The sequence below is a fragment of the Rhizobium sp. CC-YZS058 genome, assembly GCF_034720595.1.
Classification (GTDB): Bacteria; Pseudomonadota; Alphaproteobacteria; order Rhizobiales; family Rhizobiaceae; genus Ferranicluibacter.
The window spans coordinates 1-12711 of record NZ_JAYESJ010000002.1 but is presented as its reverse complement, the minus strand read 5'-3'; the positions used below and the strand labels follow the sequence as shown (position 1 = coordinate 12711).

Here is a 12711-nt window from a genome sequence, read left to right as displayed (position 1 = left end):
AAACCCCGAAAGGACCAGGCTGATGACTTCGATATCCCTTCCCCGCAAAGTGTTTCAGGGTGTGGCCAAGCGCGCCGACATGTTCCGTATGTTCGACCGGCACGCCAAGCGTCCAGATCGTTTTGAAAGTGATCAGTCCGCCACCTATTCCGGCGAATGGTTCGAAATCGATGAGACCTCCTACACTTACATGCTAGAAATCCTGCCGCCGCTGTGGATGCGGGGGCCGATCTTTGCGATGCGCGAGTTCATGACGGGTTCCGTGACGTCGGTGTTCTACGCGATGCGGATCGATGACACCGTCCGTTACTTTCATACGTATTGCGACCTCGCCGATCAAAATTCGGTCGAGGCGATGCGGTCTGCGATCCTCGACCGCGAAACCCGGCCGGTCCGGGCGATGAGCCGCGAAGAACGGCTTGAGCATATCTGGAGTACCACCGCGGACGACTATCGTGGCTATGCCGGCTCCCGCTGGCCCAAGCCCATGCAGGGCCATCGGACGATCATGCTCTATGGCGGCAAGGAAGGCACTCTCCTGAAGGTGCTCGATACGCTGACCGACGACGAAATCGCGGCCAAGCTGCCGGTGCATCTGCGCCACCTCCCCTCAATTCTGGCCGCCTGAGCCAGATCTCATCTCCGCAAAATCTGCGCTGCAGCCGGTCGGGTCTCCGACCGGACGTTGGCGCTCATCCCAATTTTTAAAGGAGCCTTTCCTATGAGCAACGATCCCTTCACTTTCGACATGTTCGGCTCGAGCGCCCTTTCATCCGGGCTGGGCCTGGGCGTCACCGCATTTGGCGGTTTCCAACCCGATGCCGCCAATGATGACGATCCCGATCCAGTGCCGCCGGCTCCTGCCCTGCCCGTCGCTGCCACCCCCGTGCGGCGGGCAGGACTTCGGGCAAATTTCTATCTCGATGGCGACCGCGAACTGGGTGCATCGTGGAAGGATCGCGCCCGCGCTAACGTCGCGGCGATCCTCGTCGCCGACGGCATCGCAAAGCAGGATCGGCCGCCGACGCCCAAGGAGCAGGCGCAGCTGATCCGCTTCACCGGCTTCGGCGCTGGCGAGCTGGCCAATGGCATGTTCCGCCGGCCGGGCGAGGTCGATTTCCGGCAGGGTTGGGACGAACTTGGCTCCTCGCTTGAAACCGCAGTCTCCGACGCAGAGTATTCGTCGCTCGCGCGTTGCACCCAATATGCGCATTTCACGCCAGAATTCATCATCAGGGCGATCTGGGCGGGGATCGCAAAACTCGGCTGGCGCGGTGGCCGGGTTTTGGAACCGGGCATCGGAACGGGCCTGTTTCCGGCTCTGATGCCGGAGCATTATCGCGATACCGCCTATGTCACCGGGATTGAGCTGGATCCGATCACGTCCCGCATCGTCGGCTTGCTGCAGCCGAAGGCCCGGATCATCAATGGCGACTTCGCCCGCACCGATCTGGCGCCGATCTACGATCTCGCCATCGGCAACCCGCCCTTCTCCGATCGCACTGTCCGATCGGACCGAGCCTATCGGTCGCTCGGCCTTCGCCTGCACGACTACTTCATCGCCCGGTCGATCGATCTCCTAAAGCCCGGCGCGGTTGCCGCCTTCGTGACCTCACATGGCACGATGGACAAGGCTGATACGACGGCGCGAGAGCATATCGCCAAGTCGGCCGACCTGGTCGCCGCGATCCGCCTGCCCGAAGGCAGCTTCCGCCGCGGCGCCGGTACGGATGTCGTCGTCGACATCCTCTTCTTCCGCAAGCGCAAGCCGGGCGAGCCGGAAGGCGATCAGATGTGGCTCGATGTCGATGATGTCAGGCCGGCCACCGACGAAGAAGGTGCGATCCGCATCAATCGCTGGTTCGCCCGGCATCCCGACTTCGTCCTCGGCACCCATGCACTGACCTCGGGCCCATTCGGCGAGACCTACACATGCCGGCCTCGGGATGGGGAGGATCTCGAAGCTGCGCTTTCCGCTGCCGTCGAGCTTCTGCCGGCCGACCTCTACGACGGCGAGCCGACGCCCATCGACATCGATCTGGAAGACGAACTCGCCGAAATTGTCGATCTGCAGCCGAAGGGCGCACCTGTTCGCGAGGGCAGCTTCTTCCTCGATCGGTCGAAAGGCCTGATGCAGATGCTCGACGGATCGGCTGTGCCGGTCACGATCCGCAAGGGCCGCGCCGGGGACGGTATCTCGGAAAAGCATATCCGGATCATCTCGAAGCTGATCCCGATCCGGGACGGCGTGCGCGAGGTGCTGAAGGCGCAGGAGACAGATCGCCCCTGGCGCGATCTTCAGGTGCGGTTGCGTATCGCGTGGTCGAGTTTTGTCCGCGATTTCGGGCCGATCAACCATACGACGGTTTCGATCCAGGAGGATCCGGAGACCGGCGGGGTCAAGGAGACCCATCGCCAGCCGAATCTTGTACCCTTCCGTGACGACCCCGATTGCTGGCTGGTGGCGTCAATCGAGGATTACGATCTGGAGACCGACACGGCAAAGCCCGGTCCGATCTTTTCCGAACGCGTAATCGCGCCGCCCGCAGCGCCGACGATCACTTCGCCTGCGGATGCGCTCGCTGTCGTGCTGAACGAACGCGGGTACGTGGATATCGACCATATCGCCGAGTTGCTGCACCACGATCCCGCTGATGTGGTCGACGAGCTCGGCGAGGCAATCTTCCGTGACCCGGCCGATGGATCGTGGCAGACAGCCGATGGATATCTCTCGGGTGAAGTCCGTACCAAGCTCGCCGCCGCCCAAGCTGCGGCCGAACTCGATCCAGCTTATCAACGCAATGTTCGCGCCTTGACTGATGTTCAGCCGGCCGATCTTCGCCCCTCCGACATCACCGCGCGTCTTGGGGCGCCATGGATACCGGCCGCCGATGTCGTGGCCTTCGTGAAGGAGAAGATGGAGGCCGACATTTGCATCCATCATATGCCGGAACTCGGGTCCTGGACGGTGGAGGCGCGTCAGCTCGGCTATAGCGCCGCCGGCACGTCCGAATGGGGCACCAGCCGCCGCCATGCCGGCGATCTTCTTGCCGATGCCTTGAACAGCCGGGTCCCGCAGATCTTCGACGTGTTCAGGGACGTCGATGGCGAGCGCCGTGTCCTCAATGTTGTCGACACCGAGGCCGCCCGCGACAAGCTGCAGAGGATCAAGCAGGCGTTTCAGGACTGGGTCTGGACCGATCCCGATCGCACCGACCGGCTAGCGCGGGACTATAATGACCGTTTCAACAACATCGCGCCACGCAAGTTCGACGGCTCCCATCTTAAACTTCCCGGCGCCTCTGGCGCCTTTGTTCTTTATGGACATCAGAAACGCGGGATCTGGCGGATCATCGCCGATGGCTCGACCTATCTCGCCCATGCCGTCGGCGCCGGCAAGACGATGACGATGGCGGCTGCCATCATGGAACAGCGCCGCCTCGGGCTGATCGCCAAGGCCATGCTTGTCGTCCCCAGCCATTGCCTGGCGCAGGCTGCTCGCGAATTCCTCGCCCTCTATCCGAATGCGCGCATCCTCGTCGCCGACGAGACGAACTTCACCAAGGACAAGCGTGCCCGGTTCCTGTCGCGCGCCGCGACCGCCACCTGGGATGCGATCATCACCACCCATTCCGCGTTCCGCTTCATCGCGGTTCCCTCGGCCTTTGAACAGGAAATGATCCAGGACGAGCTGCAGCTTTACGAGGACTTGCTGACCAAGGTCGACAGCGAGGATCGCGTCTCGCGCAAGCGCCTCGAGCGGCTGAAGGAAGGTCTGCAGGAGCGGCTCGAAGGCCTCGCCACCCGCAAGGATGATCTTCTGACGATCTCAGAGATCGGCGTCGACCAGATCGTCGTCGACGAGGCGCAGGAATTCCGCAAGCTATCATTCGCCACCAACATGTCGACGCTAAAGGGTATTGATCCGAACGGTTCGCAGCGTGCCTGGGACCTCTATGTCAAATCCCGCTATATCGAGACACGCAATCCCGGCCGGGCGCTGGTCCTGGCCTCCGGCACACCGATCACCAACACGCTCGGCGAGATGTTCTCCATCCAGCGCCTGCTTGGCCATGAGGCACTCGCCGAGCGGGGGCTGCACGAATTCGATGCCTGGGCGTCCTGCTTCGGCGATACGACCACGGAATTGGAGATCCAGCCATCCGGCAAGTACAAGCCGGTCAGCCGCTTTGCCTCCTTCGTTAACGTGCCCGAGCTGATCTCCATGTTCCGGTCTTTCGCCGATGTCGTCATGCCGGACGATCTCCGGCAGTATGTGAAGGTGCCCAACATCTCGACCGGCCGCCGGCAGATCCTGACGGCCAAGCCGACGGCGCTGTTCAAGAGCTACCAGAAAATGCTCGATGGCCGGATCAAGGCGATCGAGGAGCGTGAAGGTCCGGCCAAGCCCGGTGACGACATCCTGCTCTCGGTCATCACAGACGGCCGCCACGCCGCAATCGACCTGCGCCTCGTGATGCCGGCGGCCGACAATGAGGTGGACAACAAGCTCAATCTGCTTGTGCGCAATGCGCATCGGATCTGGACGGAGACCGGTCAGGCCATCTACCGCCGCCCTGATGGCAAGGATTTCGATCTCCCGGGCGCCGCCCAGATGATCTTCTCCGATCTCGGCACGATCAATGTCGAAAAGACCCGCGGCTTCTCGGCCTACCGCTTCATCCGTGACGAATTGATCCGGCTGGGTGTGCCCGGATCGCAGATCGCTTTCATGCAGGACCATAAGAAGACCGAGGCCAAGCAGCGGCTGTTCGGCGATGTCCGCGCCGGCAAGGTCCGGTTTCTCATCGGCTCTTCCGAGACGATGGGCACAGGGGTCAACGCTCAACTGCGGCTCAAGGCGCTCCATCATTTGGATGTTCCATGGCTGCCGTCGCAGATCGAGCAGCGCGAGGGCCGGATTGTGCGTCAGGGCAACCAGCATGACGAGGTCGATATTTTCGCCTATGCCACGGAGGGAAGTCTTGACGCCAGCATGTGGCAGAATAACGAGCGCAAGGCACGCTTCATCGCCGCGGCCCTGTCTGGCGATACCTCGATCCGTCGCCTTGAAGATGTCGGTGAAGGCGCTGCCAATCAGTTCGCTATGGCGAAGGCCATCGCGTCTGGCGATGAGCGCCTGATGCAGAAAGCTGGACTCGAGGCCGATATCGCTCGGCTCGAGCGCCTGCGCGCTGCCCATGAGGACGACCAATATGCCGTCCGCCGGCAGATGCGCGACGCCGAACGCGAGATCGAGGTCTCGACCCGTCGGATCGGTGAAATTGGCGAGGACATCAAGCGGCTGCGGCCAACCACGGGCGATGCCTTCACGATGAAGGTGCTCGGTCAGGACCATACCGAACGCAAGGAGGCCGGTCGCGCGCTGATGAAGGAGATCCTCACACTTCTGCGGTTGCAGCAGGAGGGCGAGGTGCATCTGGCGACGATCGGTGGCTTCGATCTCGTTTACGAGGGGGAGCGCTTCGGCAAAGGCGATGGTTATCGCTACGAGACACTGCTTCAGCGCACCGGCGCCGACTACGAGATCGATCTGGCGATAACGGTGACGCCGCTTGGTGCCGTCTCACGGTTGGAGCATGCACTTGATGGCTTCGACGAAGAACAGCGCCAGTATCGCCGGCGGCTCGAAGACGCCAGGCATCGCTTGGCCTCATATCAGTCGCGAGATGGCGGCACCTTTGCCTTCGCACAGGAGCTTTCCAACAAGCGCCGACAGTTCAGGGAGATCGAGACGATGCTTGCCGCGGATACTGATGCGAGCGCAAGCCAGTCGCTCGCCGCATAGCTGCACTGCACAAAAAATAGGTGCATCGCGATGAGAATTTCATCATAGTGCAAACAGCTGATGCATATGGCGGTCACCTCCCAGTTCCGCCGCAACAGCTGTTCCCCTCTGGAGGTTTAGATCTCCACACTTTATGGGCCGCGGTCTTCCGTCGGCCCTTTCTTTTTACCTGTCGTTTCCGACTGTTTGCTCGCTCGGTTCACGATCAACTCCAAACCGGTGCGAAGTACGTTGACGTAACGTGGCGGCAATCCCATTTTCTACAGCATGGCAAAGTCCGACACGCCCGAAATCGAACTCATCCGTTCGTGGACCCTGCCCGCCTCGGCGACGTTGGGCTCAGCCGTGCGTGCAAAAGGGATACTCTTGGAAATACGGGCGCGTCTCCCGGCCCCAGCGAAGAAATCGGTCGACCTCGAAGCCAGTAACTTGACCTTGGCGATGCCTGCCAATGCACAGACCGAGTTCAAGGCTGCGGCAGCCATCATCGCCCGGACGATGGAGGCGATCGATACCCTGCCCGTCATTCCGCGGGAAATTCAGGATATCCTGACGATCAAACCGAGCGAGCGCCATCGATGGCTGGCAGATGGACGTCTGCCCAGTGCCGGTACGAGAACGGTCAGACTGAACGGCCGTGCGAAACGTATCACCTTCCATGTGTTCGATCCCAAGGTCGTCGAAGATATTCTCGATCGCGGCGCCGTTGATGAATGGCGCGAAGAAGATGCGGGGGCGAAAGCGGAAAAACGCCGAGAGGCTGCTTACCGGGCGAAGCTGACGCGTATCCTGAAGAAGAAGGCGAAGATCTCGCCGCCTGCAAAACCCAACGATCCGCCGACGCTACTGGAGGGCTGGGAAGAGTTCGAAGGCAGCGGACTTTTGCGCTGACCGGCGTTCTCCTGCCGTGTCCCCTTAGCAGACGCCCGACTTGAATCTTCCCGTCATCGACAATATCTGAGCTTTACTTCCCGTTCAGATGATATCCTGCCGCCGCAATTGCGGTGGCTTTCGATATCGTCCGGGATCAAAAAAGGGCGCTCCCCTCGCGGGTCGAGCGCCCTTTTTGCGTTTCTGTTTCCAGCCAAGGTTCTCACGTGCCGATCTGACCGCAGCGTGCGTGCACCGGTTTTTCAAGAAAGAAATGGGATATATGGAGGAGGGACGGAACCCTTCGCCGATCGGTCCTCCTGCCGCCGCTGTCGCTCAACGGCCACCTGCGCCATCCCGGCCACTCGACCTTCGCAGGGCTGTCAGCCCTGCTTGTCCTTCGCAGCAGGGATGCTCGGTCGCAGTTGCGTCAGTCCGGCCGATCGGCGGTCCGGGAGGTGTCTTCGAGAAAAAATGAAGACAGGAAGGGCTGGCAAGGCGCCGGTCCGGAACTCTCCTGAAAGGAACGGTCCCATGCAGATCATGAAGATTGACCCGCGCGCTCTGAAGGAAAACCCAGAGCGGATGCGCCATTCGAAGTCGTCACCGCAGGCGGATGCGCTGATGCTCGCCACGATCAAGGCCGTCGGTATCGTCCAGCCGCCGGTCGTCGCGCCGGAACCGGATGGTGGCAACGGCTACATCATTGATGCCGGCCATCGCCGGGTCCGGCTCGCAATCGCCGCCGGCCTCGAAGAAATCGAAATCCTCGTCGTGGACGCCGCTAACGACAATCCGGGTTCTTGGGGCGCGATGCGTTCCATGGTCGAGAACAGCGCCCGTGAACCGCTCAATCCCGTCGATCAATGGCGCGGCATCGAGCGCCTCGTGGCTCTCGGCTGGACCGAGGAAGCGATCGCCGTGGCTCTCGCCCTTCCCGTCCGCCAGATCCGCAAGCTACGCCTGCTCGCCAACGTCCTGCCGGCCATGCTCGAACAGATGGCGCTCGGCGATATGCCGAACGAGCAACAGTTGCGGGTGATCGCTGCGGCCGGTCAGGTCGACCAGAAAGAGGTCTGGAAGGCCCACAAGCCCAAGAAGGGTGACACGGCACCCTGGTGGCAGATCGCAAACGCGCTGACCAAGAAGCGCATGTACGCAAAGGATGCGAGTTTTGGCGACGATCTCGCCCAAGCCTACGGGATCGAGTGGGTCGAGGATCTCTTCGCGCCGGCTGACCAGGACGGCCGATACACGACCAATGTCGAGGGCTTTCTCGGCGCGCAGCACGAATGGATGACCAGCAACCTGCCGAAAAAGGGCGGGATCGTCGACGTCAACAGCTGGGGCCAGCCGGAGCTACCGAAGAAGGCAAGCCAGGTTTACGGCAAACCGTCCAAGTCCGACCACGCGGCGATGTATCTCGATCGCGATGGAAAGGTGCAGACGGTCCATTACCGCATACCCGAGGCGGCGAAGCCGAAGGGCGCCGGTGGTGACGGATCAGTCGCACGTGGCGACGACACCGACGCAATCGCCGCGCCGAAGGTCCGGCCCGATGTGACCCAGAAGGGCCACGACATGATCGGCGATTTCCGCACCGATGCCCTCCACGATGCGCTCGGCCGCGCTCCAATCGAGGACGACATGCTGATGGCGCTGATGGTGCTGGCCTTTGCCGGGCAGAATGTCCGCGTCGACTCCGGCGCCGATGGCACCTTCTATGGCGGTAAGCGCTTTTCGCGCCACGCCGTCGGGCTGTTCGACGAGCATGGCAAGCTTGATTTCGAACAAGATACGCTACGGGTCGCCGTCCGCTCCGTGCTGATCGACGTTCTCTCGTGCCGTCGTGGCATGTCGGACAGCGGCATGATCTCGCGCATCGCCGGCGATGTGATCGGTGCGGATGAATACCTGCCGAACATGGGCTCGGAGGATTTCCTTTTGTGCCTGTCGCGCCAGGCGCTGGAAGCGTCTTGCGCCGAAGCATCGGTCCAGCCAAGGCAAAAGGTGCGCGAAACCCGCGCAGCGCTGGTCGAGCATTTTGCGAGCGAGCACTTCGTCCACCCGTCCGGCCGCTTCGCGCCGCCGGCCGATGAGCTGCTTGAATGGATAAGGGCGGGTGCCGCCACCGATGTCATCGGCACTGGCTCACGCAATGACGAGGATGATGCCGACGACGCCGGTGAAGAGCAGGCAGGGCAGGTCGACAAGGAGGTTGGCCAGGACGATCCGCAGGACATTGACGGCGCTGCCGAGGAAGAACACGACCAGGACTTCGACCAGAGGGCAGCAGCATGACCGCCGCTGTCCAGTCGAACACAGCAGCACCCACCCCCGATCTTTCGGGGGTGGAGTTTGCCACCAGCGCCGATGGCATGCCCGTCGCCCGTATTGATGACGTCGTGCTTGCCATGATCACGTCGCCCAGCGGCTTTGCCTTTCTTGCGAGCGCGGTCTTCGTACGACGGCCTCTCGCCGAGCTGACGCGCACCGACTTCATCGGGCACGATGGCCGGGTGGCCGACGAAGCCGAGTTTCGTGTGCGTGTCACCGAGACCGCTGGTCACAAACGCGATCTGGCTACGCTGAACCGCGCACAGACACGCACGGCGGCGAGCACGCCCTGGGGCGGATCGCAAATGGCGGTCGTCTATGCCGATGGCGTTGTCTTCCACAGCACGGCCGGCCACGGCGGTTTCCACCTTTCTTCCGACCGCAATGGCAAAGTCCATCCGTTGCTGCGCAAAGTCACCCCCTGGTACGAGGAGGATTGCGAATGGGCGATCGTGGCGCTCGGCTTTCCGGAACTGTTTACCGGCTATGAGAGATCCCTGGCGGAGAAGACCATCCGCAACTCCTGGCCAGATGCCTGGGAGGCGATCCACGGCTCCAAACTGGCCGAGGGTGAAAGTTGGGCCAAGGATCGCAGGGCGTTCGATCAGCGTCACGCCGCTGACCACGTCGTCAAATCTGCAATCTTTTCCGATCAGCACCCCGGAATGACCGAGGTCGTGGCGGTCGTCGCCAGTAATCAAGGGGCGGATAACCGGCCAGCAGACAACGATGAGCGTCGCTTCCTGGTCCCGAGCGACGAGTATGCCGGGCGCAGCCGGTTCGGCTTTGTCATCGATCCCGTCCGGCATGCTGAGTATCATGGGCCGTCCTCCTTCATCGGCTGGCGAGGTCGGGAGGATGGGTCATGATTGACGCCCTCGCTCCAAAACCGCTGGAAAACGCGATCGGCGCCCGGCGTGAGACCCAGCGGCATATCGATTGTCTAAACCGGCAGATTGCAGCCCGCGCCGGCCGGCAAGCGATCACTATGAAAGTCCGGAGCCGGGCACGGCGCCGATCCGGCCTCCGGCTCTACCGGCATGAGATGGCAGACCGCCTGGCTTTCGAACGATGGGCCGAACTCGACACGCTCGCACACTGGTTGGCAATGCAACAGCACGTCATCGATGAATTCGAACTGTGCGCTGATGCGACCTTCCCACTGTCGCGGGATAGGTGGACCTGAGATGGAGGTTGCAGGGTGGCCTGTCAGCAGCCCGGTACCGCCAAGGTGGCGTGCTTGGCCATGTCATCAGCCGTCGGCTTGCATCTGATATCGGATCCGTGCCGGACTGCCCTTCTTTTTCGCTGCGGTCTGAACCGGCGGCCGGTCGTTTCAAGGCCGCTGGCGCGCCGCGGAGCGGCCGACCCACCTCTCTGCGCGAGGGCAATCCCGCGATCTGCTCAGGTCAAGACCTGCTGGCCCGCAAACCTGCCCTGCTGGTTCAGTCGGATCGGACCTGTGAAGCCGCCCGTCCCTTGCCGGTTCTGGTCGTCCGCATCGAAGGGCACACCGGCACGGGCCGGAACCGCTTCGGCAGCCACGGAAGGAACAGACATGGCCAAGCCCGCCACTCCCAATCGCTCCAACGCTCGATCGGCGCAATCCCGCCGCGGCACCACCCTCGAAATGGTCCGCCTCTCCTGCCCCGACGCCGTGCAGGCGCACAAGATTGCCGAAAGCTTCGGCACGGCCATCGTCGACAGCGATGGCATCCGCAGCCTGCATGAGCGGCTAATCGTCGAGACCGCCGAAAGCCTCTCCGAAGGCCTGGGCGAGAAAGCCATGCAGATTCATCTGCAACGGATCGTCGGGGCCTTCGTCGGATCGGCGCATGGCGCCGGACAGTTCTACTCACGTGCCGTCACCGAGGCGCGCGACGCAACGGCCAAAGCCTCGAACGATGCCCGCGACGAGGATCTCGACGGTCCGGTCGGCTATGACAGCGGCGCCCAGCGCAAGCGGGAGTTCGCGGCCGACATGGGTGTCCAGTCCCATGCGTTGCGCATGGCAGCCGAAGGGGCTGTCACCGCCTACGAACAGGTTGTCGGCGAAACCTGGAAGCCCTTCGACCGGCCGGTTGAGAACCCGGGCGCTTCGCTCGACCGCAAGGCGGCCGAAGCTCAGATGGCTGCCTTCGGATGATACCATCGGCGGGGACAACCCCGCCCTTTTCCTTTCCTTCGAGGCTGGCGCCTGCAAGCGCCGGCCATTTTTCATGCCGAGGGGAAAAGCTGGAGACGTGCCGGTCGCGGCCCGTCCCGGTCGGCGGTCCTGCAGGAGCCGGGCGACCATGCAACGGCTTTGCCGTCCTCCACGCTGTTGCGGCCGTTCCGGTGCTTGGTCACACCAACGGCCCCTGACTTCGGACCTCCGTGACAGACCGCGACAGACGCGGTCTTGAGAAAAGGAGAAGGAAGTCATGGTCAGGAAAACGGAAACGGATCGTATCGACATCTATACGCGGATCACCGAGCGGATCGTCGAGGATCTCGAACAGGGCGTGCGCCCCTGGATCAAGCCGTGGAGCGCCGCCAACACCGATGGTCGTATCACCCGGCCGGTGCGCCACAATGTGCTGCCCTACTCGGGGATGAACGTGCTCCTGCTGTGGTCGGAGCAGGTTTCGCGCGGCTTCTCCTCCTCGATGTGGATGACATTCAAACAGGCTCTCGAACTGGGCGGAGCCGTGCGAAAGGGCGAAACGGGCTCGACGGTCGTCTTCGCCAGTCGCTTCACCAAATCGGTGGCCGACAAGAGCGGCAACGATGTCGATCGGGAAATCCCATTCCTAAAGGCGTATTCGGTGTTCAATATCGAGCAGATCGATGGGTTGCCAGACACCTACTATGCCCCGCCAGCCAGGGTTCGGGATCCTGTCGAGCGCCTCGAGAGCGCCGATCGCTTCTTCAAAGCGACGGGCGCAATCATCCGGCATGGTGGCAATCAGGCTTACTACTCGCCTGTCATGGACTATATTCAGATGCCGCCCTTTGAGGCGTTCCGCGATGCTGCCGGTTATGCAGCCGTCCTCAGCCATGAGGCGACGCACTGGACGGCGGCAGAGCATCGCGTCGGCCGTGACCTGTCGCGCTATGCAAAAGATCGGACAGAGCGAGCTCGTGAAGAGCTCATTGCGGAACTCGGGAGTTGCTTCCTCTGCGCCGACCTCGGGATCGTTCCCGAACTCGAGCCGCGGCCGGACCATGCCTCCTACCTTCAGTCTTGGCTGAAAGTGCTGACGGATGACAAACGGGCCATCTTCCAGGCCGCCGCCCATGCGCAGCGTGCCGTCGCATATCTGCACGCGCTCCAGGAGCTCAAACCAGTAGATCTGCGGGTAGCGTAAGGCCCTATCGCAGATTTATCGAGGGGCCGCCAAAGGGGCGGCCCTGCTCGTTTCCGTCAGCGACGCGAACGCAGCTGCAGAACCGCAACAAGGAGGCCGGCCACAGCCACCGCAAGAGAGATGTATTCGTATAAGCCCATGCTCATCTCGGTCTCCTTTATACCGTTGCCTTTGTGCGCTTTCGGGTCCCTGGGCGAACCGCCTTTCTCTTGGCCTGGTCTGCCTCTTCCTTTGCTTGAGCCATATCGAGCGAGATTGCCTTGATCCGCTCGACCAGCGGCGAAAGGTCATACTCGTTGGAAATCCGCCGTCCATTCTGGAAGCGGTCTACGCGTTTCAAGAGCT

10 protein-coding genes are annotated in these 12711 nt (G+C 62.3%); 8 read left to right on the top strand and 2 right to left on the bottom strand.

Going from position 1 to position 12711, the window contains the following annotated elements:
* Positions 1-22 precede the first annotated feature (22 nt).
* The 6 genes from U8330_RS20280 to U8330_RS20255 all read left to right on the top strand — a co-directional run bounded on the left by U8330_RS20280 (position 23) and on the right by U8330_RS20255 (position 10202).
* Positions 23-628: a DUF1419 domain-containing protein gene (locus U8330_RS20280; protein ID WP_323107396.1), complete on the top strand. Its 606-nt coding sequence runs from the start codon at positions 23-25 to the stop codon at positions 626-628.
* 93 nt (positions 629-721) lie between these two features.
* Positions 722-5809, top strand: coding sequence for a DEAD/DEAH box helicase family protein (locus tag U8330_RS20275; protein WP_323107395.1), 5088 nt, complete (start codon positions 722-724; stop codon positions 5807-5809).
* Positions 5810-6076: 267 nt separating this feature from the next.
* Positions 6077-6700 (top strand): hypothetical protein, encoded by a 624-nt coding sequence (locus U8330_RS20270; protein ID WP_323107394.1) that lies wholly within the window; start codon positions 6077-6079, stop codon positions 6698-6700.
* Between the two features lie 513 nt (positions 6701-7213).
* Entirely contained in the window at positions 7214-8980 is a 1767-nt protein-coding gene (locus U8330_RS20265; protein WP_323107468.1) for a ParB N-terminal domain-containing protein, read from the top strand.
* Positions 8977-9885, top strand: a complete 909-nt coding sequence (locus tag U8330_RS20260; protein ID WP_323107393.1) for a DUF7007 domain-containing protein — start codon at positions 8977-8979, stop codon at positions 9883-9885. Before U8330_RS20265 ends, U8330_RS20260 begins: the two co-directional genes overlap by 4 nt.
* Positions 9882-10202 (top strand): hypothetical protein, encoded by a 321-nt coding sequence (locus U8330_RS20255; RefSeq protein WP_323107392.1) that lies wholly within the window; start codon positions 9882-9884, stop codon positions 10200-10202. The genes U8330_RS20260 and U8330_RS20255 overlap by 4 nt, the downstream gene beginning before the upstream one ends.
* Before the next feature lie 218 nt (positions 10203-10420).
* Here U8330_RS20255 and U8330_RS20250 read toward each other — a convergent pair whose 3' ends face one another.
* A complete protein-coding gene (locus U8330_RS20250; protein WP_323107391.1) occupies positions 10421-10576 on the bottom strand; it encodes a hypothetical protein in 156 nt (51 codons plus the stop codon).
* On the opposite strand from U8330_RS20250, the gene U8330_RS20245 reads away from it, so the two are divergent.
* Entirely contained in the window at positions 10575-11162 is a 588-nt protein-coding gene (locus tag U8330_RS20245; protein WP_323107390.1) for a hypothetical protein, read from the top strand. The genes U8330_RS20250 and U8330_RS20245 overlap by 2 nt on opposite strands.
* Positions 11163-11439: 277 nt before the next feature.
* Positions 11440-12366 (top strand): ArdC family protein, encoded by a 927-nt coding sequence (locus U8330_RS20240; RefSeq protein ID WP_323107389.1) that lies wholly within the window; start codon positions 11440-11442, stop codon positions 12364-12366.
* 157 nt (positions 12367-12523) lie between these two features.
* Here the strand turns inward: U8330_RS20240 and U8330_RS20235 are convergent.
* Positions 12524-12711, bottom strand: a 188-nt coding sequence (locus U8330_RS20235) for a hypothetical protein (protein WP_323107388.1), incomplete at its 5' end; no start/stop codon positions are given.